The 26452-nt window shown below is 70.3% G+C and carries 27 protein-coding genes and 1 pseudogene; 16 read left to right on the forward strand and 12 right to left on the reverse strand.

All coding sequences use genetic code 11. The features are described from left to right. Window positions 1-94: 94 nt before the first annotated feature. Complete coding sequence (locus BM060_RS20270; RefSeq protein ID WP_074982377.1) at window positions 95-562, forward strand: MarR family winged helix-turn-helix transcriptional regulator; 468 nt, start codon at window positions 95-97, stop codon at window positions 560-562. On the opposite strand, the gene BM060_RS20275 is transcribed toward BM060_RS20270, so the two are convergent. After that, the gene (locus BM060_RS20275; RefSeq protein ID WP_074982379.1) at window positions 563-2314 is read right to left on the reverse strand and encodes a GGDEF domain-containing protein; all 1752 of its coding nucleotides are present in this window, start codon (window positions 2312-2314) and stop codon (window positions 563-565) included. Further along, window positions 2314-3351, reverse strand: a complete 1038-nt coding sequence (locus BM060_RS20280) for an extracellular solute-binding protein (protein ID WP_074982381.1) — start codon at window positions 3349-3351, stop codon at window positions 2314-2316. Before BM060_RS20280 ends, BM060_RS20275 begins: the two co-directional genes overlap by 1 nt. Before the next feature lie 1231 nt (window positions 3352-4582). Between BM060_RS20280 and BM060_RS33010 the strand changes: the two genes are divergently transcribed. The 3 genes from BM060_RS33010 (at window position 4583) to BM060_RS20295 (ending at window position 8791) form a co-directional block, all read left to right on the forward strand. Next, on the forward strand, window positions 4583-4987 hold the full coding sequence (locus tag BM060_RS33010) for a DUF2946 domain-containing protein (RefSeq protein WP_009620314.1): 405 nt from the start codon (window positions 4583-4585) through the stop codon (window positions 4985-4987). A 97-nt stretch (window positions 4988-5084) separates the two neighbouring features. Then, entirely contained in the window at window positions 5085-7397 is a 2313-nt protein-coding gene (locus BM060_RS20290) for a TonB-dependent receptor (RefSeq protein WP_074982383.1), read from the forward strand. Between the two features lie 8 nt (window positions 7398-7405). Further along, window positions 7406-8791, forward strand: a complete 1386-nt coding sequence (locus BM060_RS20295) for a PepSY-associated TM helix domain-containing protein (RefSeq protein ID WP_074982385.1) — start codon at window positions 7406-7408, stop codon at window positions 8789-8791. Here the strand turns inward: BM060_RS20295 and BM060_RS20300 are convergent. Then, window positions 8767-9888 carry an ATP-NAD kinase family protein gene (locus tag BM060_RS20300; RefSeq protein ID WP_074982387.1) on the reverse strand — a complete coding sequence of 374 codons (1122 nt, stop codon included), beginning with the start codon at window positions 9886-9888 and terminating at the stop codon, window positions 8767-8769. The genes BM060_RS20295 and BM060_RS20300 overlap by 25 nt on opposite strands. A gap of 187 nt (window positions 9889-10075) precedes the next feature. On the opposite strand from BM060_RS20300, the gene BM060_RS20305 reads away from it, so the two are divergent. Continuing rightward, the gene (locus tag BM060_RS20305) at window positions 10076-10258 is read left to right on the forward strand and encodes a PA1571 family protein (RefSeq protein ID WP_009620307.1); all 183 of its coding nucleotides are present in this window, start codon (window positions 10076-10078) and stop codon (window positions 10256-10258) included. A 39-nt stretch (window positions 10259-10297) separates the two neighbouring features. On the opposite strand, the gene pdxB is transcribed toward BM060_RS20305, so the two are convergent. Then, window positions 10298-11446: a 4-phosphoerythronate dehydrogenase PdxB gene (pdxB, locus tag BM060_RS20310; protein ID WP_074982389.1), complete on the reverse strand. Its 1149-nt coding sequence runs from the start codon at window positions 11444-11446 to the stop codon at window positions 10298-10300. A 143-nt stretch (window positions 11447-11589) separates the two neighbouring features. Here pdxB and BM060_RS20315 point away from each other — a divergent pair, with 143 nt between their 5' ends. From BM060_RS20315 to BM060_RS20325, 3 genes are all read left to right on the forward strand, one after another. Then, entirely contained in the window at window positions 11590-12990 is a 1401-nt protein-coding gene (locus BM060_RS20315) for an MATE family efflux transporter (protein WP_074982391.1), read from the forward strand. Between the two features lie 63 nt (window positions 12991-13053). Further along, on the forward strand, window positions 13054-13251 hold the full coding sequence (locus BM060_RS20320) for a hypothetical protein (protein ID WP_074982393.1): 198 nt from the start codon (window positions 13054-13056) through the stop codon (window positions 13249-13251). A 38-nt stretch (window positions 13252-13289) separates the two neighbouring features. Further along, a complete protein-coding gene (locus tag BM060_RS20325) occupies window positions 13290-13685 on the forward strand; it encodes an OsmC family protein (protein WP_074982395.1) in 396 nt (131 codons plus the stop codon). 24 nt (window positions 13686-13709) lie between these two features. Here the strand turns inward: BM060_RS20325 and BM060_RS20330 are convergent, their stop codons facing one another. The 3 genes from BM060_RS20330 to BM060_RS20340 are packed head-to-tail and all read right to left on the reverse strand — an operon-like array spanning window position 13710 to window position 15588. Next, window positions 13710-13967, reverse strand: coding sequence for a DUF2790 domain-containing protein (locus BM060_RS20330; protein ID WP_083426802.1), 258 nt, complete (start codon window positions 13965-13967; stop codon window positions 13710-13712). Continuing rightward, window positions 13964-14530, reverse strand: a complete 567-nt coding sequence (locus BM060_RS20335) for a cytochrome b (RefSeq protein WP_074982397.1) — start codon at window positions 14528-14530, stop codon at window positions 13964-13966. The genes BM060_RS20330 and BM060_RS20335 overlap by 4 nt, the downstream gene beginning before the upstream one ends. Next, on the reverse strand, window positions 14527-15588 hold the full coding sequence (locus BM060_RS20340; RefSeq protein WP_074982400.1) for a catalase family peroxidase: 1062 nt from the start codon (window positions 15586-15588) through the stop codon (window positions 14527-14529). The genes BM060_RS20335 and BM060_RS20340 overlap by 4 nt, the downstream gene beginning before the upstream one ends. Window positions 15589-15758: 170 nt before the next feature. Between BM060_RS20340 and BM060_RS20345 the strand changes: the two genes are divergently transcribed. From BM060_RS20345 to BM060_RS20375, 7 genes are all read left to right on the forward strand, one after another. Continuing rightward, on the forward strand, window positions 15759-16268 hold the full coding sequence (locus BM060_RS20345; RefSeq protein ID WP_058489505.1) for a sigma-70 family RNA polymerase sigma factor: 510 nt from the start codon (window positions 15759-15761) through the stop codon (window positions 16266-16268). Next, entirely contained in the window at window positions 16265-17014 is a 750-nt protein-coding gene (locus BM060_RS20350; protein WP_074982402.1) for an anti-sigma factor family protein, read from the forward strand. Before BM060_RS20345 ends, BM060_RS20350 begins: the two co-directional genes overlap by 4 nt. A gap of 289 nt (window positions 17015-17303) precedes the next feature. Continuing rightward, the gene (locus BM060_RS20355) at window positions 17304-19907 is read left to right on the forward strand and encodes a TonB-dependent receptor (protein WP_074982403.1); all 2604 of its coding nucleotides are present in this window, start codon (window positions 17304-17306) and stop codon (window positions 19905-19907) included. 253 nt (window positions 19908-20160) lie between these two features. Beyond that, window positions 20161-20760: a biliverdin-producing heme oxygenase gene (locus BM060_RS20360; RefSeq protein WP_074982406.1), complete on the forward strand. Its 600-nt coding sequence runs from the start codon at window positions 20161-20163 to the stop codon at window positions 20758-20760. 67 nt (window positions 20761-20827) lie between these two features. Then, on the forward strand, window positions 20828-21238 hold the full coding sequence (locus tag BM060_RS20365) for a YbaN family protein (RefSeq protein WP_074982408.1): 411 nt from the start codon (window positions 20828-20830) through the stop codon (window positions 21236-21238). Between the two features lie 370 nt (window positions 21239-21608). Beyond that, a complete protein-coding gene (locus BM060_RS20370; RefSeq protein ID WP_009620259.1) occupies window positions 21609-21971 on the forward strand; it encodes a YajD family HNH nuclease in 363 nt (120 codons plus the stop codon). 89 nt (window positions 21972-22060) lie between these two features. Continuing rightward, entirely contained in the window at window positions 22061-22402 is a 342-nt protein-coding gene (locus tag BM060_RS20375; RefSeq protein ID WP_074982411.1) for an FKBP-type peptidyl-prolyl cis-trans isomerase, read from the forward strand. A 12-nt stretch (window positions 22403-22414) separates the two neighbouring features. Here the strand turns inward: BM060_RS20375 and thiM are convergent, their stop codons facing one another. The 5 genes from thiM to BM060_RS20400 all read right to left on the reverse strand — a co-directional run bounded on the left by thiM (window position 22415) and on the right by BM060_RS20400 (window position 26028). Beyond that, window positions 22415-23278, reverse strand: coding sequence for a hydroxyethylthiazole kinase (gene thiM, locus BM060_RS20380; protein ID WP_135499991.1), 864 nt, complete (start codon window positions 23276-23278; stop codon window positions 22415-22417). Between the two features lie 61 nt (window positions 23279-23339). Beyond that, complete coding sequence (locus BM060_RS20385) at window positions 23340-24359, reverse strand: hypothetical protein (RefSeq protein WP_074982413.1); 1020 nt, start codon at window positions 24357-24359, stop codon at window positions 23340-23342. A gap of 110 nt (window positions 24360-24469) precedes the next feature. Beyond that, window positions 24470-25006, reverse strand: coding sequence for a cysteine hydrolase family protein (locus BM060_RS20390; RefSeq protein WP_074982415.1), 537 nt, complete (start codon window positions 25004-25006; stop codon window positions 24470-24472). Window positions 25007-25076: 70 nt separating this feature from the next. Then, on the reverse strand, window positions 25077-25694 hold the full coding sequence (locus BM060_RS20395; RefSeq protein ID WP_074982418.1) for an FMN-binding negative transcriptional regulator: 618 nt from the start codon (window positions 25692-25694) through the stop codon (window positions 25077-25079). A gap of 103 nt (window positions 25695-25797) precedes the next feature. Continuing rightward, window positions 25798-26028, reverse strand: a complete 231-nt coding sequence (locus BM060_RS20400; RefSeq protein WP_009620247.1) for a hypothetical protein — start codon at window positions 26026-26028, stop codon at window positions 25798-25800. Between the two features lie 232 nt (window positions 26029-26260). On the opposite strand from BM060_RS20400, the pseudogene BM060_RS20405 reads away from it, so the two are divergent. Further along, window positions 26261-26410, forward strand: a pseudogene (locus tag BM060_RS20405) (con-10 family general stress protein); the annotation flags it as partial. Window positions 26411-26452: the final 42 nt, after the last annotated feature.

A 26452-nucleotide genomic window follows, 5' to 3' on the forward strand; every position in this document is an offset into this window, starting at 1 on the left:
ATTATTGACTTTGCACAGATAAGCCACGGCGGGTTTCGTACTCCCCGCCCGTGCCCGTATCATCGGCGCCAATCCACCCGCAACGGACCGCGCCATGCCCAGCCCGCCCCAGGATCACCTGTTCGCCCTCACCGGCTCGCTGCAACCGGCGCGCCGCGCCTGGCAGCAGGCCGCCAGCCTGGTGCTGGCCGAGAGCGGCCTGTCGCTGGCGGTGGCCACGCCGGTGCTGCTGGTCTCGCGCATGGGCGACGGGGTGCTGCAGAACGTGCTGGCCGACTGCATCGGCGTGCACCCGGCGGCGCTGGTGCGCACGCTCGACCAGGCAGAAGCCGCCGGCCTGCTGGAACGGCGCATGGTGCCGGGCAACCGGCGGTTGCGCGCCATCCATTTGCAAGATGCGGGACGGGAATTGGCCGAGCGCCTGGAGAAAGCCCTCAACGCCTTGCGCGCCGAAGTGCTCGGCAGCATCCCCCGGGAAGACGTCGAGACCGCCACCCGGGTGCTGCGGCTGATGGAAGAAAAGGCCCGCGCCTACGCCCAGCAGAAACCCACGGACGCCTAGCTAGCCCTCCGGGCGCCGGTCGATCTCCAGGCCGCCGCCCTGCTGGCAGGCGAAGCTGCGCCGGCCCTCGATCTTGGCCCGGTACATGGCGTCGTCGGCGCACAGCAGCAGTTCCTCGGCGCTGCTGCCATCCTCGGGATACAGGGCGATGCCGATGCTCGCCCCCACCTGCACCACCGCGCCCTGCAGCAGCAGCTTCTCGCCGAGGGCGGCGAGGATCTTGCGCGCCACGGCCGAGGCGGTACCGGCGATGCCCGGCCCGTGCAGCAGCACCACGAATTCGTCGCCGCCCAGGCGCGCCACCTGATCCTGGTCGCGCACCGCGTGGCGCAGGCGGCGGGCGATGATGGTCAGCACCTCGTCGCCGGCGGCGTGGCCCATCTCGTCGTTGATGCGCTTGAAGTGGTCCAGGTCGATGAACAGCAGCGCCAGTTGCTCGTGGCTGGCGGCCACCCGGGCGATGGCCTGCTCCAGCTGCCCGAAGAACTGCATGCGGTTGGGCAGGCCGGTCAGCGAATCGTGGTTGGCCAGGTGCTGCAGCTCCTGCTGGCTGCGGCTCATCGCCTCGATGCGCGCCTTGAGTTCCTTGCGCAACTGGTCGAAGCCGCGCGCCAGCAGGCCGATCTCGTCCTGGCGCTGCAACGGCAGCTCGGCCGCCAGGCTGTGCTCGGCCTGGAAGCGCACCGCGGCGTGGATCAGCATCTGCAGCGGGCGCGTCAGCGCGCGGGCGAAGAGCACCGCCAGGGCGATGGCCAGCAGGCTGAACACCAGCACCATCTGGATGATGCTCAGGCCCAGCGGCCGGCCGCTGGCCAGCACCTCGTCCAGCGGCCGGGCCAGGCCGAGCACCACGAAATGCCCCTGGCCGGGCAGGCCGAAGGGCTTGCGCACGAAGGCCATGATCCGCCCCTGCTCGCGCTGCGCGCCCTGCAGGTCGTTGACCAGCACGTTGCCGGCGCCCTCGAACAGCCCGCGGGTCTCGGCGAAGCTGTCCTGCACCAGGATGCGCCGGCCCTTGTCGAAGCCGAAGGTCATGGCCGGATCCGGGTGCACCAGGAAGTCGCCCCACTCGTTGGTCAGGTACAGCTCCAGGCCCTGCGGCAGGTCGGCCACCAGTTGGGCGAGGAATTTCTTCAGGTCGACGTTGATCACCACCACGCCTTCATTGGCGCCCCCGCCGCCGGGCACCGGGGTGGCCACGCGCAACGTCGGCGCGCCGTCGGCGGCATGGGCGCCCTGCTCGTGGTTGACCGTGATCGGCGAGACGAACAGTTGCCCCGGCGCCAGCGCCAGGCTTTCGAAGACGTAGGGGAAGTGCCCCTTTTCCTGCAACTGCTCGCCGTCCACGCGCAGCACCCGTGGGCCGTCGCGGTCGTAGCGCAGCACTTCCAGGCCGTACTCGCGGCGGCCGATCAGGCGCACCTGGGAATACTGCGGGTGCAGGCGCATGAAGGTGGCGAACACGCCGGCCAGGCGTTCCTGCGCCACCGCGTCCAGCACGCCATCGGGCGGCGCGAGCACCTTGGGCGCCGAGGGCATGTTGGCCAGGGTCAGGGCGTCGGCGCCGATGTCGTCCAGCAGCGAGGTGAAGCGCTGGGCCAGCAACTGGGTGGAGGTCAGCAGGTTGCGCTCGGCCTCGTTGGCCAGCAACTGGCGGTTGGCGGTGTAGGCGTAGTAGCCGGTGACGCCGGAGGACAGGATGCCGATGCAGGCCAGGAGGATGCTGAGCTTGGCGGTGATTCCCAGGCGCATCAGAAGCGCTCCGCCCGGTCGCCGGAGACGATGCGGCTCCACAGCGCCTCGCGGCGGCCCACGTCCTCCACCGGCTGCAGCCAGTACAGGCGGGCCCCGGTGTCCGGCGCGGCTGAGGCGTTCAGGGTGTTGTCCAGGCCCTGGCGGCGGGTCAGCAGGTCGCTGACCGAGGGTTCCAGCATGTAGTCGATCCAGGCCTGGGCCAGGGCCCGGTCGCCGGCGGCGCGGGTCACCGCCCAGCAATCCAGCCAGGCCAGCGCGCCCTCCTCGGGGATGGCGTAGCCGACGTCGGCGCCAGCCTGGCGCAGCTGCGTCAACTGCTGGGCGCCGTAGTTGGCGAACATCAGCGCCGCGCGGTGGCGCACGAACAGCTCGGTGGCCTCCTCGGGCAGGCTGTAGTAGGCCAGCAGGTTGCGCCGCAGCGCCACCAGGCGCTGGGTCACGCGCTGCGTCTGCCGGGCGTCGAGGTGGAAGGGGTCGGGCATGCCCAGGCTCAGCGCGGTGAACGAAAAGTTGTGCTGGGCGCTGTTGAAGGCCAGCACCTTGCCCTGGTAGCGCGGGTTCCACAGCTCGGCCATGCTGCGCGGCGGCTGCGGCACCTGGCGGCGGTCGTAGATCAGCCCGATGGCGGCATAGGTATAGGGGATGGCATAGACCTGGCCGTCGGCGACCAGCCCGCCGATGCCGGCCAGGTCGCGGAAGCGCGGCTGCTGCCGGCGGGTGTTGGGAATGGCCGCCAGGTCCAGCGGCTGCAGCAGCCCGGCGCGCTGGTAGCGCTGGATTTCCGCGGTATTGGCGGCGACCACGTCGAACAGCCGCCCGCCCTGGGCATGCAGGCGGTCCCACAGGGCCTCGTCGGAGTCCACGAAGGTCACCGTCACCCGCGCCCCTTCGCGCTGCTCGAAGGCCTTCACCACGTCGGCGTCGGCATAGCCGGGCCAGGCGAGCACGTGCAGGGTCCGCTCGTCCTGAGCCGGGGCCTGGGCCGTCAGCCCCGCCAGAATCACCGCCAACAGCCAACTGCCGATGCCACGCATAGCCCATCCTGGTAGGCGCCGCTGCCCGCCCGGCGACAAGGCGGGCGTGGCGCCGTCATTGTGTTCGCTTCCCCGAAAGGCCCGGCGGCCGGGGCCGCCGAAACCGGTGATGACAGCATGACAGTATCGCTGGACTGCGCAAGGGAGGTGGTGTGGATTCGGTTGGCTGTTCGTCGGCCTGAGGGGTTGTGTGGTTTCGTTTTCGGACCTTGGTTTCCACTCCAGCTCGTCATTCCCGCGAACGCGGGAACCCAGAGACTTCTTGTTTGGGTGTGTTTGCGCCGCTTTGGCGTGCTCGGATGTTTTTTGTTTCGCCCCCTCGGGCGAGTCCCTTTTGTCAAACGGTGGAAGGCCACCCCCGCAAAAAGGAACCAAAAAGGCTTGCCCCGCATACGGGCCCGACAGAGTCGGGCTACCCTCACGAACTCCCCCGCCACGGAGGCCCGCCCCGAGGGTACGTCCCTGTAGCCCGCGGGGCTCTCGCGACATCCATGTCGCATGACCTCCTGAGCGCGGGTTTCGCTCGGCCTTCTGAAGGGGCGTTTCGGTGCGCGCGGATGTTTCTCTGGAAGTCCAAGACCAAACGCGCTTTTGCTCTTCGTAGGAGCGAGCTTGCTCGCGAACCCCGCAGTCACTGGGTTCCCGCGTTCGCGGGAATGACGAGGATAGTGAGGAGTATCAGGATAAACTCAGGATTCTCCCTTCACTCAGGACAGCCCCCTCTCCCTTCAGGGAGAGGGTTGGGGAGAGGGCGCTCTTGAACCCAGCACCTACGCCGTCGGGAAACTCTGTTCGCGAGCAAGCTCGCTCCTACAGTTCCATGAAAGCATCAGCGCACCGGCCAACGGCGTATAACCGCGAACGGTTATACGCCCTACGAACCTGCCAGCTGACACTGCGTTATCCACCCACTCCAAACGGCCCCCTCTCCCTCCGGGAGAGGGCTGGGGTGAGGGCAACGAACTCCGCTCACACACCTCTGCCAACCCTGTACTCCGCCCCCTCCCTAACCCTCCCCCGCAAGCGGGAGAGGGGACCGTTGGGCAGAACGAACGGCCACGCAGTCAGCCGGATACCTCGTGAGCGTGAAGCCGGAGCCCACGCGAACGGCAGAATGTCCAGCCACTGCGGACAGCCCCCTCACTCTCAGACACCGCCCACATTGAAGCCGCAACCCCCGGCATGGCAGCATAACGCCCCCAACCCCCGGCCCCACCGATCGGGACGACACTTGCGCCGTCACTCAGCACAGTACCGCCTCGCCACCTGGCTGGCCGTCATGGCCCTCGGGCTGTTGCTGTTCGCCCCGACTTTCTCGCGCACCCTCGAAGCCGTCGAGCACTCCCCGCCGCCGCAGGGCGCCTGGTGTTCCGCCCATGACATGGGGCAGATGCCCATGGACCACGGGGCCATGCAGCATGCCCCGGCCGGCGACCATGGCGGCATGGTCCACAACAGCCTCGATCCGGCTTGCGGCTACTGCACCCTGCTGCACGACAGCCCGGCGCTGCTCTGGGCCATCGCCATGGCCCCGGCGCTGGGGCCGGTCAATGCCCAGGCGCCGCCGCCGGCGCTGCCCCTCCCGCCCTTCCTGCACCTGCTGGACGTCCGTCCGCGCGGCCCGCCCCTGGCCTGATCCCGTTCCACGACACCCCGAACCCGCGCCCCCGGCGTGCGTGCCCCTGCGCGCATGCCCGGCCGCGCTCCCGTCGTCCTGAACAAGGATCATCCGGATGTCCACATCCCTGCGCCGGTGCGTTGCCTACGCACTGAAGCCCCCGGCCGCCCGCACCCTGCTCTGCGGCCTGGCCGGCAGCCTGTTGCTGCCGGCCCACGCCGAAACCGCCGCCGATGGCGACGCCCCTACCCGCCTGGCCGACGTGGTGGTCAGCGCCGAAGGCCAGCAGCCATTGCCCGCGGCCCTGGCCAGCGCCCCCGCCGTGGTCGAGAGCCGCACGGCCGAGCAACTGCGCGAGAGCACCAACCTGGTCACTTCCGCCCAGGCCCTGAAGTACCTGCCCAGCATCGAGGTGCGCGAGCGCTTCATCGGCGACCGCAACGGCATTCTCGCCACCCGCACCACCGGCACCATTTCCAGCGCGCAGTCGCTGGTCTACGCCGACGACCTGCTGCTCTCCAACCTGCTCGGCAACAGCTACGCCTTCCCGCCGCGCTGGGGCCTGGTGACGCCCGCCGAGATTTCCCGCGTCGACGTGCTCTACGGCCCGTTCAGCGCGCTCTACCCGGGCAACTCCCTGGGCGGCGTGGTGACACTGGAGACGCGCATGCCCACGCGCCCGGAATTCCACGCCTCGGTCACCGGCTCGCGGCAGGACTTCGACCTCTACGGCAGCCACGACGACTACGCCACCGGCAATATCAGCCTGGCCGCTGGCGACCGCCGCGGGCCGCTGTCGGTGTGGGTGTCCTACGACCACCTGGACAGCCAGGGCCAGCCGATGAGCTACGCCACCGCCGGCCTGTCGAGCAAGGCGCCGACGGCCGGCGCACCCATGGCCAGCGGCGCCCACGCGGACAGCGACCAGAACGGCAAACAGCGCCTGGTGTTCGGCGGCTACTCCATCGACCACACCCTGCAGGACCAGGGCAAGCTCAAGCTGGGCTGGGACCTGAACGACGACATCACCGCGGTCTACACCCTGGGCCTGTGGTCCAACGACTCCCACACCGGCGTCGACAGCTACCTGAAGGACGCCAGCGGGCGCACCCTGTACAACGGCACGGTCAACATCGACGGGCATTCGTACAAGGTCTCCGGCCTCAACCCCAGCCGCACCGACGAGCTGCACCTGCTCAACGGCCTGTCGTTCGCCAGCCACAGCGGCGGCCTCTTCGACTGGCAGGCCTCGGCCAGCGACTACCGCTACCTCGACTCCTCCACCCGCACCGCCTCCAGCTACGGCCAGAGCCAGGCCGGCACCCGCCAGGTGCAGGACGGCACCGGCTGGCAGACCGGCGAGTTGCGCGGCATCTGGCGCCCCGACAGCCACGAGGTCACCTTCGGCTACCACATCGACGACTACCTGCTGAAGCAGCGCACCTACCAGCTGGACGACTGGAAGTCCGCCGGCAACGGCGCCAAGGTCGCGGCCTCCGGCGGCGAGACGCGCACCCAGGCGCTGTACCTGCAGGACGCCTGGCGGTTCGCCCCGCGCTGGACCCTGACCCTGGGCGCCCGCGCCGAACACTGGGAAGCCTTCGACGGCTTCAACCGCGACGCCACCACCACCCCGCAGCAGGTCCACTACGACGACCAGCAGCGCAACGACATCTCGCCCAAGGCGGCGCTGGCCTTCGACATCACCGACGCCCTGCAGACGCGCTTCTCCTACGGCCGCGCCGTGCGCTACCCGACCGTGGGCGAGCTGTTCCAGCAGATCAGCAGCGGCACCCAGCTGGTGCAGAACAACCCGGACCTCAAGCCCGAGGACGTGCGCTCCTTCGACTGGACCACCCAGTACGGCTGGGACCGCTACCTGCTGCGCGTCTCGCTGTTCCAGGAAGAACGCCACGACGCGCTGTTCTCGCAGACCGACACCAGCGTCAGCCCCAACCTCACCCGCATCGACAACATCGACCGCGCCCGCCTGCGCGGCATCGAGAGCGCGCTGGATGCGAAGGACGTCGGCCTGCCCGGCCTGGACCTGTCCGCCAGCCTGACCTGGACCCAGGCGCGAATCCTCGAAGACGCCCTGACCCCGGCCGCCGAAGGCAACGACTACCCGCGCATCCCACGCTGGCGGGCGCGCCTGTCCGCGGTCTACCACCAGGATGCGCGCCTGACCTACGCCCTGGGCTACCGCTACGCCAGCGCCTCCTACGGCACCCTGCTGAACACCGACGACAACCACGACACCTACGGCGGCATCAGCCGCTACAGCGTGTTCGACGTCAAGGCCAGCTACCGCATCGACGAGCACCTGACCGCCTCGGCCGGGATCGACAACCTGGGCAACGAGAAGTACTACGTCAGCCACCCCTACCCGCAGCGCACGGCCTTCCTCGGCCTGAGCTACGACTACTGAGGCCCGCCATGACACCAGCCAACCGCGCCGCGCTGTACCGCCTGATCTGGCGCTGGCACTTCTACGCCGGGCTGTTCTGCATCCCGTTCATCCTCGCCCTGTCGCTCACCGGCTCGATCTACCTGTTCCGCCCGCAGATCGACGCCCTGCTCGACAGCCCCTACAACCAGGTGGACGCGACTGCCGCGCGGCTGCCGGTCAGCGAGCAGGTGCGCGCAGCTCTGGCCGCGGTGCCCGGCGCGCGCCTGAATGCCTACCAGTTGCCGGATGGCCCGCGCGACGCCGCACAGGTCCTGGTCGGCAACGGCGAGGACCTGCACCGCGTCTACGTCGATCCGACCGACGCCCGAGTGCTGCACCAGGTCGTCGAGGACCAGCGCTTCAGCCGCCAGCTGTTCCACCTGCACGGCGAGCTGCTGATGGGCAGCACCGGCTCCTACCTGGTGGAACTGGCGGCCTGCTGGACGGTGCTGTTGCTGGTGACCGGCCTGTACCTCTGGTGGCCGCGCGGCACGCGCCTGGGCGGGGTGCTCTACCCGCGCCTGGGCCAGCGCGGCCGGCTGTTCTGGCGCGACCTGCACGGAGTGACCGGATTCTGGGTGTCGCTGTTCGCCCTGCTGCTGATCCTCAGCGGCCTCCCCTGGGCGACCTTCTGGGGCGGCGCGCTCAAGGAGGTCCGCCAGTGGGCGGCGAAGCAGACGGTGCAACAGGACTGGACCACCGGCCGCGCCGAGGAGATGGCCCAGCGCCGCGCGCAGAACGCCGCCCCGGCGGACGAGCACGCCAACATGCCGGGCATGCACCACGCCATGCCCGACATGCCACCACCGACGCCGGACTACACCGCCCTCGATCGAGTGCTGCCGACCGTACAGGCACTGGACCTGCCCTACCCCGTGCTGCTGGCGCCGCCCTCGGCCATGGCCCCGCAGTGGACCGCGCGTTCGGACGCGGCCAACCGCCCGCAGCGCGTCAACCTGGTGCTCGACGCGCAGACCGGCGCAGTGCTCAAGCGCGTGGACTTCGCCCAGCGGCCGCTGCTCGACCGCGTGATCGGCTACGGCGTGGCGGCCCACGAGGGCCAGCTGTTCGGCGTGGCCAACCAGGCGCTCGGGCTGTTCACCACCCTGGGCTTGATCTGCCTGGCGCTCAGCGCCCTGGTGCTGTGGTGGCGGCGCCGGCCGCAGGGCGTACTGGGCGCGCCGGCGGCCATGGCGGGTGCGCGCTACCCGGCGCTGGCCCTCGCCGTGCTGGTGCTGCTGGGGCTGTACCTGCCGCTGCTGGGCGCCTCGCTGCTGCTGGTCTGGCTGATGGAGCGCTGGCTGCTGTCACGCGTCGCCCCGCTGGCGCGCTTCCTCGGCCTGGGCGGCTACAGCGCCTCGGCCAGCGGGTAGAGCAGCTCTTCCTTGTAGCCGGCCCAGACCCGCAGCGCGTCGGGGAAACTCGCGTCCAGCTGCAGGTCGCCGCTGTCCACCAGCAGCGGCCGGCCTTCCAGGGTGCCGAGCTTGCGCTTGGTGGCCACCACCCGCAGGCGCTCCAGGCCGATGGCGCGCAGCACCCGCGGGCTGATCTGCTGGTTGCCGCGGCCGATCACGTGGCCCTGGCCGCCGATCACCGTCACCAGCAGCCAGCTGGGGTAGTCGTCCACCAGCTCGAACAGCTGCTGCTCGGTGACGTCGCGGGCGATCACCTCGCCGTTCTCGATCACGTCCACGCCCAGCAGCGTGGTCTCCAGGCCCAGTTCGCGGGCCAGGCCGTGCAGCGTCGAGCCGGGGCCGAAGACGTAGCGCACGCCGTCTTCCCAGGTGTCGCGCAGCCAGTCGGCGATGTCGGCCAGTACCAGCTCCTCGGTCTCCACCCCGGCCTGCTTCACGTGCTGCATGAAGCGGCCTTCCTCCGGCACCGTCAGCTCGGCGTACCAGCGCGCCGCCACCCGACCCTCGCGCAGCGCCGCCTCGTCGAGGTCGCGCACCTCGCCCTGGGCCAGGCGCACCAGGCCGCCCTCCACCAGGCGCCGGGCCAGCTCGCCGGCCGCCCGCGGGCTGACCGCGTAGACCCCGGAATGGATCTTCACCCCGGCCGGGATGCCCAGCACCGGCTGGCCCTCGCGCGCCACCGCGGCGACGTCGCGGGCGGTGCCGTCGCCGCCGGCGAAAAGGATCAGCGCCACCTCGGTGTCCTGCAGCAGGGTCACGGCGCGGCGGGTGTCCTCGGCGCTGGTGCGCTCGCCTGCCAGTTCGCCGATCACCTCGAAACGGAAGCCCATATCGGCCAGCAGGTCGCCGCCCATCGGCCCCGGGAAGGTGAGGAAGCGCAGGCGCTCGCGCAGCGGCAGCAGCACCTCCAGCGCCTGCCGGGTACGCTCGGCCGCGCGCGGCGCGGCCCCCAGCGCCAGGGCCTGCTCAGCGACGCCGTCGCTGCCCTTGAGCGCGGCAGTGCCGCCGATACCGGCCAGCGGATTGACGATCAGGCCCAGGTGAAATCCGTCCATACTCAACCTCAAAGGACTTTCCCACGGATACCAGGTCCGGGAGGGACCGGCTCATAACAAGCATTCACCGCCCCGCCGCCCGGCTCGCGCCCGCGGCCACGGCGGTCGTTTCGCCCGGCGCGCGCTGTCACCGGGACTTCATGTGATTCTGCCTAGACTGCAGCAGCTTTCGATGAGGAGTTTGGCCATGAGCTCGCACCCCACCCATGACAACGCCCCGCGCCGCGAACCCCCGCGTCCCGCCCCGGACCAGCCGGTGGGCGGCTCGATCATCGACGCCCAGGGCCGCGAGATACCCATTACCGAAGACATGATCCAGCGCGCCTGCCGCGAACTGGAAGGCAGCTGCGTGCAGAAGCGCGCGCGCTGACCCCTCCGGCCCGCCGCCCTGGCGGGCCCTTTCCCCTGTCTACTCGCCGACGCGGTTGGCGCCCAGCGCCTGGACCAGGCGTTCCAGCGCCGGCGCCTCACCCTGGATGTCCACCCACAGGCCGGTGATCTCGCGGCGCGGCGGGTAGTGCTTGCGCAGCGCGTCGAAGGCTTCGCGGCGCGCCTCGGCGCCGCCCACCAGGCTACGGCGGAAGGCCGCGTCGTCGCCGCGCGGGTCGTACACCGCGCGGCACAGCAGGCCCAGTGCCCAGTCCGGCGCGCAGTCCTCGCCCAGGTTCAGCTCCATCAGCCACTGCGCCGGCAGCAGGTCGTCCAGCTGCACGCTGGGCTCGATGCCGCGCCAGGCGCAGAAGGCCTCGTAGATCTGCGCGGTGCCGCGCAGCTTGCCGTCCAGGCTGTAGCCGGCGATGTGCGGGGTGGCGATGCGGCACAGCTGGGCCAGCTCGGGGTCGGCCTGGGGCTCGCCTTCCCAGACGTCCAGCGCCACGTCCAGGTCGGCGCCGCTTTCCAGGCGCTGGCGCAGCGCCAGGTTGTCCACCACCGCGCCGCGGCTGGCGTTGAGCAGCCAGGCGCCGGGGCGCAGGTGGGCCAGGCGCTCGGCATCGATCAGGTGGCGGGTCATGTGCGCGCCCATGCTGGTCAGCGGCGTGTGCAGGCTGATCACGTCGCACTCGTGGACGATCTCCTCCAGGCTGACGAAGTCGCCGCCCTCGGCGGCCTGCCGCGGCGGGTCGCACACCCGCACGTCCCAGCCCAGGCCGCGCAGCACGTCCACCAGGCGCCCGCCGACCTGGCCGGCGCCGACCACGCCGTAGCGGCGCTTGCCCAGGTCCGCGCCGTGGGCCTCGGCCAGCGCCAGCAGGCTGCCCAGCACCCAGTCCACCACGCCGCGGGCGTTGCAGCCCGGCGCGCTGGACCAGGCGATGCCGGCCTCGGCGAAGTAGCCCAGGTCCAGATGGTCGGTGCCGATGGTGCAGGTGCCGACGAAGCGCACCGCGCTGCCCTGCAGCAGTTCGCGGTCAACCTGGGTCACCGAGCGCACCAGCAGCACCTCGGCATCGCCCAGGGCGGCGCGGTCGATGGCGCGCCCGGGGACGCGGCGGATCTCGCCCTGGGCGCCGAAGAAGGCCTCGGCCAGGGGAATGTTCTCGTCGGCAAGGATGCGCATGAGGAAAGCTCCTACGGATGATTCCCGTCACTTTACCAGCGCCATGGCCGGGGGTCGCGGCCCGCGTGCGTGGCGCTTTCCTGACCCTACCGTCAGGCGATAGACTGGCCGGCTTCCCCACGTAAGCTCAGCCAAGGACAGCCGTGACTGCCATTGCCCAGCCCGTCTCGCGCGGACGGCGCCTCGCCACCGAACTCAGGGAGCTGCTCACCCTCGCCGCGCCCATCATGATCGCCCAACTGGCCACCACCGCCATGGGCTTCGTCGATGCCGTCATGGCCGGCCGCGTCGGCCCCCGCGACCTGGCCGCGGTGGCCCTGGGCAACTCCATCTGGATCCCGGTGTTCCTGCTGATGACCGGCACCCTGCTGGCCACCACCGCCAAGGTCGCCCAGCGCTTCGGCGCCGGCGACCAGCCCGGCACCGGCCCGCTGGTGCGCCAGGCGCTGTGGCTGGCGCTGCTGGTGGGGCCGCTGGCGGCGGCCGCGCTGTGGTTCCTTTCCGAGCCCATCCTGCGGGCGATGAAGGTCGAGGAAGCGCTGATCGAACCCAGCCGCTTCTACCTGCGCGGCATCGCCTGCGGCCTGCCGGCGGTGGCCCTGTACCACGTGCTGCGCTGCTTCAGCGACGGCCTGGGGCGCACCCGGCCGAGCATGGTGCTGGGCATCTGCGGATTGCTGCTGAACATCCCCCTCAACTACGTGCTGATCTACGGCCACCTGGGCGTCCCGGCCCTGGGCGGCGCCGGCTGCGGCTGGGCCACCGGCACGGTGATGTGGTTCATGCTGCTGGGCATGCTGGTGTGGGTGAAAAGCGCCCGGATGTACCAGCCCAGCGCCCTGTTCGCCCGCTGGGAGCGGCCCGACCGCAAGGTGATCGGCGGCCTGCTCAGCGTCGGCCTGCCCATCGGCATCGCCATCTTCGCCGAGTCGAGCATCTTCTCGGTGATCGCCCTGCTGATCGGCGAGCTGGGCGAGAAGGTCGTGGCCGGGCACCAGATCGCCCTGAACATCAGCGCCCTGGCCTTCATGATCCCCTACGCCCTGGCCATGGCGGTGACCGTGCGCGTCGGCCAGGCCCTGGGCGCCAGCCGCCCGCGCGACGCACGCTTCTCCGCCGGCACCGGGATGGCCACGGCGCTGGCCTGGGCGGCCATCTCGGCCAGCGCCATGCTGGTGTTCCGCGAACACATCGCCGCGCTCTACACCCGCGACCCCGAGGTGCTGACGCTGGCCGCCGCGCTGCTGGTGTACTCGGCGCTGTTCCAGTTCTCCGACGGCCTGCAGGTCACCGCCGCCGGCGCCCTGCGCGGCTACCAGGACACCCGCGCGGTCATGCTCATCACCCTGTTCGCCTACTGGGGCATCGGCCTGCCGGTGGGCTACAGCCTCGGCCTCGCCGACTGGCTGCAACAGCCCACCGGCCCGCGCGGGCTGTGGGAAGGCCTGATCGTCGGCCTGACCTGCGCGGCGATCCTGCTCGGCATCCGCCTGGCGCGCAGCGCGCGGCGGCATATCAGGTTGCAGCAGATGCGCGGGGTCTGACGGTACTGCTCGTCACCGTACAGATAGAATGCGAAGTTTTCCTGGCCTACCTGGAAATGAGCGATGAACGCAACGACGAAGAAGGAATCGATCGCCGTCGCTGCCCCCGCAGTTGAACAGACACGGCTCGACGAATACGACGACTACCTGCAGCGAAAGGTTGATGCGGCACGCGCCTCGTTGCAGGCAAGCCGCGGTCGTTCCCATGCCGAAGTAGAGTCGACTTTCAGCGCGCTGCGCGCCGAGGCGCTAGGCGGTTAGACTCCCAGGCCTCCCCTTCCAGGCCAAGGAGCCTTGCCATGAGCGACGCCACCGTCACCGCCAGCCACGCCGGCATTCCCTACCAGGTCAGCCTGTCCGACGGCCTGCACCAGTGGCTGGCCGACGAACCCGCCGAGCTGGGCGGCGGCAACCAGGGCCCGGGCCCCTTCCAGCTGTTGCTGTCGTCCCTGGGCGCCTGCACCGCCATCACCCTGGCCATGTACGCGCGGCGCAAGCAATGGCCGCTGGACAGCATCCAGGTGCAACTCAGGCTCAGCCAGGAGAAACCCGGCAACAGCCGCATCGCCCGTGACATCGGCCTGAACGGCGCGCTGGACGACACCCAGCGCCAGCGCCTGCTGGAAATCGCCAACGCCTGCCCCGTGCACAAGCTGCTCAGCGGCGAAATCCATATCGACAGCCAACTGGTGTGACGCCGCGCTGAAGGCAGCGCTGGCCTAATTCTGGCTCGGGCAGCTGCCCCACACCGGGTAGCGCAACCGGTGCTTCTGCCCCTGGTGGTCGAGGTAAAGCATCTCCACCTCGCGGATGCCACAGAAGTCCAGGTCGGCCGGGCGCAGCACCTCGGCAATGTCCGGGCGGCTGCCGAAGTGGTAGTCCTCGGCCGGCGGGTCGCCGGGCTCGGCGGCGAAGGCGGCCGGAGTGGCGGCCAAGGCCAGGGCCAGCAGGACGGGCTGGAGGGCGCGGATGTTCATGGACGTTCTCCCGGGGTGAGGGTCGGCAGGCGGCCGCCGGTCATGCTGGGCAGCACATCGTCTCGGCGAATCAGGCCGTGGAACAGCGCGGCCGCCAGGTGCAGCAGGATGGTCACCATCAGCAGGTAGGCGATCACGCTGTGGGCGCTGCGCAGCAGGCTGTGCAGCCACACCGAGGGGTCGACCAGGGCCGGCAGCTCGTGGCCCTCGAACAGCACCACCGGGTAGCCGCCGGCCGACTGCATGGTCCAGCCCACCAGCGGCTGCAGGATCAGCAGCGCGTACAGCAGGTAGTGCGAGGCATGGGCCAGGCGCTGCTGCCAGGCCGGCATTTCCCGCGGCAGCGCCGGCACCCGCCGGCTCAGGCGGATGGCCAGGCGCAGCAGCACCAGCACCAGAAGCGCCGCGCCCAGGGGCTTGTGGATCGCCACCAGGGTGGCATGGGCGGGCGAAGCGCTGGCGACCATGGCCAGGCCGATCAGCAGCATGGCGATCACCAGCGGCGCCATCAGCCAATGCAACACGCGCAGCGGCAAGGGGAAGTAGCGGGGTTCGGCTTTCACGGCTGCGGCTCCTTGGCCGGCATGGCGGCCTGCTCGCGGGTACGGCGGTTGAAGGATTCCGAATAGGCCGCCGAGCGCGCGCTCAGCAGCGGGTCGTCCGAGGCGCGGATGCCGTCGGGCAGGATCAGCGGGTCGTAGTTGACGTCCTGGCAGGGCCCGCCCTGCTCGGGCAGCGCGCGCTCGATGACCAGTTCGCCGGCATCGATGCTGCGGCGCTGCGCCGGCCAGGCCTGGGTGGCGTCGGCGGTGGAGTCGCCGGGTTCGCCGAGGGTCAGCAGCAGGCGCCATTTCAGCGGCCCCTGGGCCAGGCGCTGCTGCAGCTCGGCGGCCAGGAAGTCGGCCTCGCCGCGCTGCTCGGCGCTGATCGGCTGGTAGGCTGCCTCCGGCTGCACCGACCAGCGCACCGGGTGCTCGCGGCCCTGCCCGTCCACCAGGAAGAAGGCGTTGAGGCCGTAGTAGGCGCTGTTGGCGTAGCTGGACGAAGGCGTGGAACTCTTCACCCAGGCGCGGAAGGCGGCGGTTTCCGGGTGCGCCTGGAAGAACGCGGCCAGCTTCGCCGGGTCGGGCTTGCCGCTGCCCGGCTGCGGCTGCGAGGCCTGCTGCAGCGCGTAGAAGCCCTGCACGCTGTTCACCACGAACACCGGCATGGCGTTCATCCCGGTGCGCCATTCCCCGCCGTGCCCGGGCAGGAAGCGCAGGGCCAGGCTGCGGATGGGCGCGGCGCCGTCGCTGGCGGCCGGGTTGCCGCCGGGAATCGCCAGGCGCCCCACCACCGGCACGCTGCCCCTGGCGAACACCGCGGCGCGGGAGACTTCGCCGCCGGCGCCGTTGCTGTCGAAATGGCCGACCACGCAAAGGCCTTTGGCATGGTTGCGGCGGTAGGCCGGGTAGACGCCGGCGTTCTGCTCCAGGCTGTCCACCAGGCGCGCCGGGGTCAGGCGCTGCGGGCCTATCCAGCCGGCGGCGTAGGCGAAGGCGGCAGCCAGGCCGCCTACGGCCAGGGCGATGGTCGCCAGGCGCAGGGGCAGGTTCGGCGGCGCCGAGTCGGGTTGGGTCATGGGTAGGTCCTCATTGGGCCAGGTTCGATGAGCCCGTACGACGCACCAGGCGCCGGGTTATTCCCGGCAGCGGAAATTCGCCTGAAAGCCGACCGGCGGTGGAATAAACTGCGCGGGGATTCGTCCCACCGGCTCGACGAACCACGGAGACGGCCGACGGCCGCGGCGCGATGAACGAACTGGATGACCAGCAACTGCGCGAACTGCTGCCGCGCCTGCGGCGCTTCGCGCTGTCCCTGACGCGCGAGGCGGCCAGCGCCGACGACCTGGTCCAGGCCACCCTGGAAAAGGCCCTGTCGGCCTGGGGCGGCAAGCGCGGCGACGGCGACCTGCGCGCCTGGCTGTTCGCCATCCTCTACCGCCTGTTCGTCGACGGCCAGCGCCGCGCCCGCCGCTACGCGCGCATCCTCGCGCTGTTCGGCGGCGCGGAAGAACGCAGCCCCTCCGCCGAGGACATCGTCAGCGCGCGCTCCACCCTGGAGGCCTTCGAACGCCTGCCGGCCGAACAGCGCGCCCTGCTCACCCTGGTCAGCGTCGAGGGGCTGAGCTACCGCGAGGTCGGCGAGGCCCTGCAGATCCCCATCGGCACCGTGATGTCGCGCCTGTCGCGCGCACGCCAGGCCCTGCGCGCGCTCAGCGAAGGCAGCAGCGGCGCCCCTTCCCTACGGGTACTCAAATGAGCGAACTGACGCCTACCGAAAGCGACCTGCACGCCTACCTCGACGGCCAGCTGGACGCCGAGCGCCGGCAATGGATCGAAGCCTGGCTGGCCAGCCACCCGCAGGAGGCCCGCCGCGTCGAGCAATGGCGGCAGGACGCCCAGCACCTGCGCGCCGCCCTGGCCAGCCGCGCCCTGCCGCCGGCCGGCCCGGCGCTGGACCCGGCGCGCATCCGCCGCCGCCTGCGCGAACGCCGCCGCGCCCGCCTGGCCACCGCCGCCGCCCTGCTGCTGGCCCTGGGCGTGGGCAGCCTGGGCGGCTGGCAGGCCCGCGAAATGAGCCTGGTCAGGCACGGCAAGCCGATGGAAGACGCGGTGCAGGCCTACCGCCTGTTCGCCGCCAACGGCAGCAGCGCGCCGCTGGACACCCGCGCCGGCGAGAACGTACGCAACTGGCTGGGCCGCTACCTGGAGAACGCCAACCTGCCCGCCGACCTCGACCGCCTGGGCCTGCGCAGCGTCGGCGCGCGACTGCTGGCCACCGAGCAGGGCGCGGCGGCGCTGGTGATCTACGAGGATGCCCAGGGCCATCGCCTGAGCTTCTTCATCCGCCCGCCGGGCCCCGGCCACCTCATGCTGCCCCACGGCCAGCGGCAGGATGGCGAGCTGCTGACGCGCTACTGGAGCCAGGGCGACTACAACTACGCGCTGGTGAGCCGCAGCGACAACCCGCAAGGGGACCAGGTAGGGCAGTTGCTGGGGTTCTGAGCCACGAACCGTTATCCGCCGAATCGCGGACGGAGTCCGCTCCTACACCCTCCGGCCCCGTAGGATGGGTTGAGCGAAGCGATACCCATCCTACGAAAAGCGCCTCGCAGCTGCTCCTACGGTTCCAGGAAGCACGGCCGTAGGAGCGGACTCCGTCCGCGATTGCCACCCCCGGCCGCCACCCCCCAAAAACTATTTTTACGCGATCCCGAAGCCTCATCCGTTTCGTCAGATGCCAATGCAACTGATTCGCATTTTGAATGCGACGAAACTCAGAAGAGAGCCTTCGATGACCACCCACGCCCGACGCTCCACCCTGCATCGCCTGCGCGCACCGGCCAGCCTTTCGCTGCTGGCACTGTCCATCGCCCTGGCCGCCGTGCCTGCCGCCGGCGCCCAGGCCGCCGAGCCCAGCAGCCAGGCCCAGGCCGGCTACCGCTTCGCCATCGAGCGCCAGCCGCTGGCCGGCGCGCTGAATGCCTTCAGTTCGGTCACCGGCTGGCAGGTGGCCCTGCCGGCGGAGCTGGCCAGCGGCGTCACCTCCCCCGGCGTCAGCGGCCGGCTGGGCGCCGAGCAGGCGCTCAAGCGCCTGCTAGCCGGCAGCGGCCTGGACTACCGCCAGGTCTCCGAACGCAACGTCGTGCTGTTCCGCGCCCCGGGCGCCCGCGCCATCGAGCTGCAGCCGCAGACCGTCACCGCCACCCGCCAGGCGCAGAACGTCAACGAGGTGCCGAACACCGTCAGCGTGCGTAGCCGCACCGACCTCGACCGCAACAACGTCAACAGCATCAAGGACCTGGTGCGCGACGAACCCGGCGTCAGCGTCGGCGGCACCGGCCAGCGCTCGGGCATCACCGGCTACAACATCCGCGGCATCGACGGCGACCGCGTGCTGACGCAGATCGACGGCGTCGAGATTCCCGGCTCCTTCTTCAACGGCCCCTACGCCCAGACCGAGCGCAACTACGTCGACCCGGAGATCGTCAAGCGCGTGGAAATCCTCCGCGGCCCGGCCTCGGCGCTGTATGGCAGCAACGCCATCGGCGGCGCGGTGAGCTACTTCACCCTCGACCCGAGCGACATCATCAAGGACGGCAAGGACGTCGGCGCGCGCCTGAAGGCCGGCTACAGCTCGGCCGACGACAGCTGGCTGACCTCCGCCACCGTCGCCGGCCGCCACGACGACTTCGACGCCCTGCTCCACGTCAGCCAGCGCAACGGCCACGAGACCGAGTCCTACGGCAGCCACGGCGGCACCGGCCTCTCCCGCACCGAAGCCAACCCCGAGGACGTGCGCACCACCAACGTGCTGGCCAAGCTGGGCTGGAACTACGCCGAAGGCTCGCGCTTCGGCCTGACCTACGAGCACTACAAGGACGACGTCGACACCGACCAGAAGAGCGCCTATGGCGGCCCCTACTCCAACGGCGCGCCGGCCATCCCCGCGAGCATCCTGCCCGGCGGCATGTACCAGTGGCGCAAGGGCAACGACACCATCACCCGCGAGCGCTTCGGCCTGGACCACCAGTTCCTCGTCGACAGCGCCCTGGCCGACCACGCCAAGTGGACCTTCAACTACCAGGTGGCGAAGACCGACCAAGGCACCGAGGAGTTCTACTACCCCATCACCCGCCAGGTCCTGCGCACCCGCGACACCCTCTACAAGGAACGCCAGTGGGTGTTCGACCTGCAGCTGGACAAGAGCTTCGAGCTGGGTGAGACCGACCACCTGCTGACCTACGGCACCAACCTCAAGCGGCAGAAGGTCACCGGCTACCGCGAAGGCAGCGGCACCTGCCTGGCCGTGGGTCGCGGCTGCACCGCCGTGGGCGCCAGCAGCGCCAGCGACGCCCTGGCGCGCAGCAGCGACTTCCCGGACCCGACCATCGACACCTACGGCCTGTTCGCCCAGGACGAGATCCGCTGGAACGCCTGGACCTTCCTGCCCGGCCTGCGCTACGACTACACCCGGCTGAAGCCGCACATCACCGAGGAATTCCTCAACACCGCCGACCAGAGCGGCGACGGCGAGGTCAGCAGCGAGGACAAGACCTGGCACCAGCTCTCGCCCAAGCTCGGCGTGACCTACGCCTTCGACGACAACTACCTGTGGTACGGCCAGTACGCCCAGGGCTTCCGCACCCCGACCGCCAAGGCGCTGTACGGCCGCTTCGACAACCCCACCAGCGGCTACCGCGTCGAGCCCAACCCGGACCTGGACCCGGAACGCAGCCAGAGCTACGAGACCGGCCTGCGCGGCACCTTCGACGTCGGCTCCTTCGATGTCTCGGTGTTCTACAACAAGTACCGCGACTTCATTAACGAGGACGCCATCACCGCCGGCTACAACGAGGTCACCTTCCAGAGCAACAACATCAAGCACGCCATCATCAAGGGCGTGGAGCTCAAGGGCCGCCTGGAACTGGCTCCGTTCGGCGCGCCAGAGGGCCTCTACAGCAAGGGCTCGGTGGCCTACGCCTACGGCCGCAACAAGGACACCGGCGAGCCGCTCAACAGCGTCAACCCGCTGACCGGCGTGTTCGGCCTGGGCTACGACGCGCCCAGCCAGGTCTACGGCGGCCTGCTGAACTGGACCCTGGTCAAGCGCAAGGACCGCGTCGACGACACCACCTTCAACGCCCCGGACGGCACCAGCAGCCAGTTCAAGACCCCCGGCTTCGGCATCCTCGACCTGACCGCCTACTACAAGCTGACCGACGACCTGACGCTGAACGCCGGCGTGTACAACCTCACCGACAAGAAGTACTGGCTGTGGGACGACGTGCGCGGCTACGACAGCGTCGGCGAAGCCTCGGTGCTGGCCCCGGCCAACCTCGACCGCCTGACCCAGCCGGGCCGCAACTTCTCGGTCAACCTGGTGTGGGATATCTGAGGTAAGCGCTCTTCGTAGGATGGGTCGAGCTTGCGAAAGCCATGCGGTCATGGCGATGGGTATCGCTTCGCTCAACACCATCCTACGGGGTGTTGCGGGTGCCTACATCCGGATTCACCTGTAGGAGCGCGCCCTGCGCGCGAAATCGCGGGCAGGGCCCGCTCCTACAGGGAAACCCCTCACCGTTCTTTACGTTTTTCCCGCTCTCGTTCGTCTCGTCTTCTGTGAATCCATCGCTCAAGGAACCTGCTGCATGACCACCCTGGAAGCCCCCGCCCTGCGTTCCCAGCGCCTGAACCTGGCGACCAACGCCCCGCACCGGCGCCTGGACGCCGCGGTGAAGGCCCATGATCCCTTCGCCAGCCGCGAGAACTTCACCCCCTTCGTCGTCGCCCAGTACCTGTTCCAGTCGGAGCTGCAGGCGCTGTACCAGGATGCCGAGCTGGGCGCGATCTTCCCCGACCTGCCCGAGCGCTGCCGCGCCCAGCAGGCGAAGGCCGACCTCGCCGACCTCGGCGCCCAGGTCCCGGCGCCGGTGGCCGGCGCGCTGGCCAACCCGTCCCGTGCGCAGGCCCTGGGTTGGCTGTTCGTCTCCGAGGGCTCCAAGCTCGGCGCCGCCTTCCTGATCAAGCGCGTGGCCGCCCTGGGCCTGGACGAGAACTTCGGCGCTCGCCACCTGGGCGAGCCGGCTGGCGGCCGCGCCGAAGGCTGGAAGCGTTTCACCCGCACCCTCGACGGCCTGGACCTGAGCGCCGAGGAAGAACGCGCGGCCGAAGCCGGCGCCCTGGCCGCCTTCGAGCGTTTCGGCGCCCTGCTGCAGCACGCCTACGAGCATGCCACCGCCCACGCCTGACGCGGTGATTGACGCGCATCCCGGCAGCCGCCAGGATGCGCCCTTCACCCCCGTCGCTGCCGTCCCGATGTCCCAGCCCGCCCGTTCGCGCACCGCCCGCCTGCTCTATGCCCTGCTCGCCTACACCAGCCTGGGCGTGGGCATGGTCGGCCTGGTGGTGCCCGGCCTGCCGACCACCGAGTTCGTCCTGCTGGCGGCCTGGGCCGCGGCCAAGAGCTCGCCCAGGCTCAGCGCCTGGCTGGAGAACCACCGGCTGTTCGGCCCCATCCTCGCCAACTGGCGCAACGGCCGCGCCATCGCCCGCCGGGCCAAGGTCGCCGCCAGCCTGGCGATGCTCGCGGCGCTGGCGATCATGCTGCTCACCCTGCCCCATGGTTACTGGCTGTATGCGGTGGTGCTGGGCATGGCGATCGGCAACCTATGGATCTGGTCGCGGCCGGACGATCGGCCGGCGACGGGGTCAGAGCGGAATTCGTAGGACAGGCAGTCTCCAGGCTCTTGTAGGAGCGAGCTTGCTCGCGAACCGTGCTCGCCGGGGGCCATGGTGTTGTCGGTTGCTCCGTTCCCTCTCCCTAACCCTCTCCCTGAAGGGAGAGGGGACCGTTGGGCAGATGCTGATATTTCGGCGTTAGCCGGCTTGCACCGAGTAACCGGCTGACACCAAATCCTTCTCGGCACGGACAAGCCCCCTCTCCCTTCAGGGAGAGGGCTGGGGAGAGGGCGCTCTCATGCCCAACACCCGCGCAACCGAGATACTCCATTCGCAGCGCCCTCGCCCCCACAAAAAGCAAATCCCCCCCAACGGCGGTATGCTGAAAACCTCCCCCCAACCACCCCGAGCCACCACCATGTCCACCCCCGCCAAACCCACCAGCAAGGTCGACCAACTCCTGGCCGAGGCCCAGCAGCGCCGCGAAAGCAGCTACCGGGAAAAGGCCCTGAAGATGTACCCGTGGATCTGCGGGCGCTGCGGCCGCGAGTTCTCCGGCAAGCGCCTGAGCGAGCTGACCGTGCACCACCGCGACCACAACCACGACAACAACCCCGAGGACGGCTCCAACTGGGAGCTGCTGTGCCTCTACTGCCACGACAACGAGCACCAGCGCCAGGTCGACGCCCACTACCAGGGCAACGACGCCGGCGCCAGCGGGCCGAAGGTCACGCACAAGGCCCTGGCCGGGTTAGCCGCGTTGCTCAACAAGGATTCCTGAGCGCGCCTGTTGCCTTGCGTGGCGTTTCCTGCGAAAACGGCGCCCCGAAACGGCCCGGCCGGGCCGCCACCTGCGACAGAGGCACAGACATGAGCGACGAACTGCGTATCGAGGACATCCGCCCGGGCGACGGCAAGGCGGCGGTAAAGGGCGCGCTGATCACCACCCACTACCGGGGCACCCTGGAAGACGGCACCGTCTTCGACTCCTCCTACGACAAGGGCTGCCCCTTCCAGTGCGTGATCGGCACCGGACGCGTCATCAAGGGCTGGGATATCGGCCTGATGAACATGCGCGTCGGCGGCAAGCGCAAGCTCTTCGTGCCGGCGCACCTGGCCTATGGCGAGCGGCAGATCGGCGCGCACATCAAGCCGAACGCCAACCTCATCTTCGAAATCGAGCTGCTGGAAGTGCTGACCCGCGACGACTGAGTGTGCCCCGCCTCAGGCCGTGGACTGCACCGACATGAGCCTGGCGCGCTGGCGCAGCAGGTTGGCGTCCACCGCATCCAGGGCATCGATGAAGGCCACGGCGAAGGAGCCCGGCCCGCGGCTGGCCGCCTCGGCGATTTCTGCGGCCACGGCGAAATGCACGTGAGCCGCGGCCAGGGCGGTGAAGGCGTCCACCGCCAACGCCGTGTAGGCCGCCACCAGCGCGCCCAGGGCGCAGCCGGAAGCGGTCACCCGTGGCAGCAACACACTGCCACCGCCGATGCGTAGCAGGCGCGGCACGGCGCTTTCGCGGCTGTCGCCGACCCAGCCCAGCAGGTGGTCCACCGCGCCCGAGGCCGACACCGCCTGGCAGTTGCGTAGCAGTTCCACCGCCGCCGGCACCGCGCGGGCCGGGTCGTCGGAGCTGTCGAAGCCCGGAGCGCCCTGCCCCAGCCCGGCCAGGCCGATGATTTCCGAGGCGTTGCCACGCACCACCGCCGGGCGCTGCTGCAGCAGCTCGGCGGCCACTCCGCCGCGCCAGGGCAGGCCGCCGGCGCCGATGGGGTCCAGCACCCAGGGCGTGCCGTGGACCACCGCCGAACGCACCGCCTGGCGCATGCCCTCCACCTGGGCGCTGGTCGGGGTGCCCAGGTTGACCAGCACGGCGCCGGCCACGCGGGCGAAGCCGGCCGCCTCCTCGGGGTTGTCGACCATTGCCGGCGAGGCCCCGGCGGCCAGCAGCACGTTGGCCATGAAGTTGGCCGACACCACATTGGTCAGGCACTGCACCAGCGGCCGCGCGGCGCGCAGTTCGGCGTGGGCGACGATGATCGAGTCCAGGCTGGGCATGAACCTGGCGGGCGCGGCGGTGGACATGGGGCGGCTCCGGGAGGGCGGCGGAAAGTGCGCCTAATCTACCCGTTCCGCGCCGCGCCCTCTATGGCTGCGCCGTCCAGGGCGTGGCCGCGCCCGCCTCCACCTGCAGCGACAGGTAGTGCACGCCGGCCAGCACGCCGCTCTGGCTGTTGCCCATCAGCGCCAGCCACTGCTGGTCGAAGGCGTCGTTGAGGTCCTTGCGCAACTGCGCCTCCAGTTGCGGGCGCTCGCGGTCGCGGGACAACGCGGTGAAGCCGGCGCTGCCCAGCGACAGCACCGTCCCCGCCGCCTTGCCCACCGCCGCGGCGATGGCGCCGACGGCGCCGCTGACGGTCACCTCGCCCAGCAGTTTCTCGCTGGTGCGCCGGGCCACGGCGGACACGCCCTGGTCCGGCTCGTCCACGTCCACGCCGGTGCGCGTCGAGGCATCGTGCACCCGGGCGATCAACGCCTGGTAGGCCGGCAACTGGTCCAGGCGCTTCGCCTGCAGCAACTGGTACAGCGAGGCATCGCGGGCGGCGGGCGGGCCCAGGGCGATGGCGGGGATGGCCTGCAGGCGCTGGTCCAGCTGCGCGCGCGGTACGCCCAGGCGTTCGGGGATGGCGTCCAGTTGCCCGGCGAGGGCCTGCACGTAGAAGCGGGTGGCGGCCTCCATCACCGCGGCCGGGTCGACCTGCCGCGCCACCGGCTCGAGCACGCGGCGCTGGTACTGGCCCTGCAGGTAGACGGACAGGCGGCTGACCGCCGGGCTCTTCTGGCTGTCGCCGAGCTTGTACCAGGCCACCCGCAGGCCCAGCCACTGCTGCGTCCAGTAGCCGGAGAACCAGGGAATGAAGTCGCTGTCGGTGCGCTGGTAGACCAGGTCCATCCAGTTTTCCATGGCGCCGCGGGCGTAGTCCTCGGCCTTGTCGGCGGCGGTCATGGAAGCGGAAGCGATGTCGCGGTCCACCTGTGCCCAGGTCGCTGCCGTCACCGGCGCCACCGGCTCGGCGGCCTTGTGCCCGGCGCAGGCCGCAAGCGCCAGCAACGCCGCCAGCAACAGGCAGCGCAGCGGTCGCCAGGCTGTCGCTCGGCTGGCCATCGACTATCCCTCCGCCACGGGCGCTGCCGGCGCGGGAAAGTCGCCGGCGCCCTACTCCACCTTATCCGCAGCGCCGCCGGCGGGGCTGGCGGCCGGACGCACGGCAGGCATCAGTCGAAGGCCACCGCGGCGCTGGGCAGCACGTCCAGGCGCGGGGCGAAGCTGCTCATGCGGCTGAACACCTCGTTGTGGTGGGCGATGATCTGCTCGGCGCGCAGCACGCGGTTATCCAGGGTGCTGTGGGCGTCTCCGACCAGCACCACGTCGTAGCCCTCGGCCAGGGCGCGGCGCAGCGTGGTGTCGACGCAGAAGTCGGTCTGCATGCCGCAGATCACCAGGCCGGTCACGCCCAGCTTGCGCAGCAGGGCATCCAGTTCAGTGCCGTTGAAGGAGTCGGGCGTGGTCTTGCGCACCCGCGGGTCGCCGTCGGCCACCTGCAGCGCCGGGGCCAGTTGCCAGCCTTCGCTGCCATGGCGGAAGTCGCCCTCGGGCTCCTCGTGCTGGACGAAGATGACCGGCAGGCCGAGGTCGCGGGCGCGGCGGCTCAGGCCGTTGATGCGCTCGACCACGCCCGGGTGGTCGAAGCAGGCGTCGGCGCCGCCGCACAGGGCGTGCTGGACGTCGATGATGAGCAGGGCGACGGACATGGTGAAACTCCTCGGTAGCGATGAAAAGGGCCAACGATAGCCGGCGGCGGCGGGGCCGGCCAGCGCCGCGTCAGGACGGCAGCTGCTCGCGCATGGCCCCGGCCAGCTCGGCGGCGCCCTCCTCGTCCAGGCGCCCGGCCGCGCCACGGACGTCGTCGGCCAGCTTGTTCTGGCTGAGCTTGGACTTGCCGACCAGCTCGTGGATCTGCACCTCGATGCCGACCACCTTGGCCAGCATCCCGGCGATGAATTCGGGGGTGGAATCGGCCATGCGCCAGGGCCGCGCCTCGCCGGCCTCGTGGGTGCGCGTGAGGCGGCCCACCAGGCCGCGGACGAAGCGTTCGTCGTCGACCACCCGCAGGGTGCCGCGCACGTGCACCACCTGGTAGTTCCAGGTGGGCACCTGTTCGTGGGTCAGGTGCTTGCTGGGGTACCAGTTGGGCGAGATGTAGTGCTCCGCGCCGCGGAACACCACCAGCACCTCGCTGCCGTCGGCGTGCTGCCACAAGGGGTTGGCCCGGGCGACGTGGGCGCGCAGGCAGCCCTCTTCGGGGAGCAGTTCGAAGGGGATGTGGTCGGCGTCCAGCCCCCCGCCGCTGCCGTGCACCAGCATGCCCAGCGGGTGAGCCTGGATCAGGCGGTGCAGCGCGTCGACACGGGTCTCGCGGAAATGCTCGGGCAGGTACATGCCGTTCTCCGGGTACTGGGAAGGCCCCCATGATGCGCGGGGATTGGTCCACTACAAAGAGCCATTTCCCCTTCGCCACAGGGAGCCATTCCCCGGCGGCCCGTCATTCGCGGGTGATGCCCGTGATGGTGATGCCATACAGGCGCAGCAACGCATCGGTCGCGTCGCCTTCGGGGGTCTCGTGGGCGGCGCCGTACTCGCCCTTCTCCAGGTTGCGGCGCGCCCACTCCAGCAGGTAGCGCTCCGCCTCCTGCATGCTCGGCTTGTGCGCGGACGGCATGGACAGGACGCTCGTGTTGTTGTCCTTGTGGTAACTGATCTTCCAGCGTGCCATGGGCCTCTCCCTCTCGAAGCATGGGTATCAGGGTAAGAAGCGCATGCGCCGCCAGGGTTCAAACCGATCGATCGCCTGCCGCCCGGCAGGCCCCGAGCAACCGCTGGCGAAACTTCTTCGAACCATTCGGCCACGTGGCCTTCCCACTACATGTGCGGGCCGATGACGGTTCGCCCATTCAGTGGAAAGCAACCCTGAGGAGTTCATCATGACTTCGAAGAGCAGCAACCCCGGCAACTTCGCCAACGACCGCGAGAAAGCCTCGGAAGCCGGCAAGAAAGGCGGCTCCCGCAGTGGCGGCAACTTCGCCAATGACCGTGAAAGAGCCGCGGAGGCCGGCCGCAAAGGTGGCCAGCACAGCCACGGCGGCGGCAGGAGCTAGGCCGCGACCCTGAGCTGGCCCGGCGGAGCTCCAGGTTCCGCC

Source organism: Pseudomonas citronellolis (genome assembly GCF_900112375.1).
Taxonomy (GTDB): domain Bacteria; phylum Pseudomonadota; class Gammaproteobacteria; order Pseudomonadales; family Pseudomonadaceae; genus Pseudomonas; species Pseudomonas citronellolis.

Excerpts from the sequence above, each read along its gene's own strand:
- BM060_RS20355 (WP_074982403.1), top strand. The coding sequence starts at position 17,304 with ATGACCACCCACGCCCGACGCTCCACCCTGCATCGCCTGCGCGCACCG.
- BM060_RS20365 (WP_074982408.1), top strand. The coding sequence starts at position 20,828 with ATGTCCCAGCCCGCCCGTTCGCGCACCGCCCGCCTGCTCTATGCCCTG.
- BM060_RS20385 (WP_074982413.1), bottom strand. The coding sequence starts at position 24,359 with ATGGCCAGCCGAGCGACAGCCTGGCGACCGCTGCGCTGCCTGTTGCTG.
- BM060_RS20295 (WP_074982385.1), top strand. The coding sequence starts at position 7,406 with ATGACACCAGCCAACCGCGCCGCGCTGTACCGCCTGATCTGGCGCTGG.
- BM060_RS20345 (WP_058489505.1), top strand. The coding sequence starts at position 15,759 with ATGAACGAACTGGATGACCAGCAACTGCGCGAACTGCTGCCGCGCCTG.
- BM060_RS20350 (WP_074982402.1), top strand. The coding sequence starts at position 16,265 with ATGAGCGAACTGACGCCTACCGAAAGCGACCTGCACGCCTACCTCGAC.
- BM060_RS20360 (WP_074982406.1), top strand. The coding sequence starts at position 20,161 with ATGACCACCCTGGAAGCCCCCGCCCTGCGTTCCCAGCGCCTGAACCTG.
- pdxB (WP_074982389.1), bottom strand. The coding sequence starts at position 11,446 with ATGCGCATCCTTGCCGACGAGAACATTCCCCTGGCCGAGGCCTTCTTC.
- BM060_RS20305 (WP_009620307.1), top strand. The coding sequence starts at position 10,076 with ATGAGCTCGCACCCCACCCATGACAACGCCCCGCGCCGCGAACCCCCG.
- BM060_RS20340 (WP_074982400.1), bottom strand. The coding sequence starts at position 15,588 with ATGACCCAACCCGACTCGGCGCCGCCGAACCTGCCCCTGCGCCTGGCG.
- BM060_RS20290 (WP_074982383.1), top strand. The coding sequence starts at position 5,085 with ATGTCCACATCCCTGCGCCGGTGCGTTGCCTACGCACTGAAGCCCCCG.
- BM060_RS20300 (WP_074982387.1), bottom strand. The coding sequence starts at position 9,888 with ATGGACGGATTTCACCTGGGCCTGATCGTCAATCCGCTGGCCGGTATC.
- BM060_RS20320 (WP_074982393.1), top strand. The coding sequence starts at position 13,054 with ATGAACGCAACGACGAAGAAGGAATCGATCGCCGTCGCTGCCCCCGCA.
- BM060_RS20375 (WP_074982411.1), top strand. The coding sequence starts at position 22,061 with ATGAGCGACGAACTGCGTATCGAGGACATCCGCCCGGGCGACGGCAAG.
- BM060_RS20390 (WP_074982415.1), bottom strand. The coding sequence starts at position 25,006 with ATGTCCGTCGCCCTGCTCATCATCGACGTCCAGCACGCCCTGTGCGGC.
- BM060_RS20330 (WP_083426802.1), bottom strand. The coding sequence starts at position 13,967 with ATGAACATCCGCGCCCTCCAGCCCGTCCTGCTGGCCCTGGCCTTGGCC.
- BM060_RS20270 (WP_074982377.1), top strand. The coding sequence starts at position 95 with ATGCCCAGCCCGCCCCAGGATCACCTGTTCGCCCTCACCGGCTCGCTG.
- BM060_RS20400 (WP_009620247.1), bottom strand. The coding sequence starts at position 26,028 with ATGGCACGCTGGAAGATCAGTTACCACAAGGACAACAACACGAGCGTC.
- BM060_RS20370 (WP_009620259.1), top strand. The coding sequence starts at position 21,609 with ATGTCCACCCCCGCCAAACCCACCAGCAAGGTCGACCAACTCCTGGCC.
- thiM (WP_135499991.1), bottom strand. The coding sequence starts at position 23,278 with ATGTCCACCGCCGCGCCCGCCAGGTTCATGCCCAGCCTGGACTCGATC.
- BM060_RS20395 (WP_074982418.1), bottom strand. The coding sequence starts at position 25,694 with ATGTACCTGCCCGAGCATTTCCGCGAGACCCGTGTCGACGCGCTGCAC.
- BM060_RS20280 (WP_074982381.1), bottom strand. The coding sequence starts at position 3,351 with ATGCGTGGCATCGGCAGTTGGCTGTTGGCGGTGATTCTGGCGGGGCTG.
- BM060_RS20325 (WP_074982395.1), top strand. The coding sequence starts at position 13,290 with ATGAGCGACGCCACCGTCACCGCCAGCCACGCCGGCATTCCCTACCAG.
- BM060_RS20275 (WP_074982379.1), bottom strand. The coding sequence starts at position 2,314 with ATGCGCCTGGGAATCACCGCCAAGCTCAGCATCCTCCTGGCCTGCATC.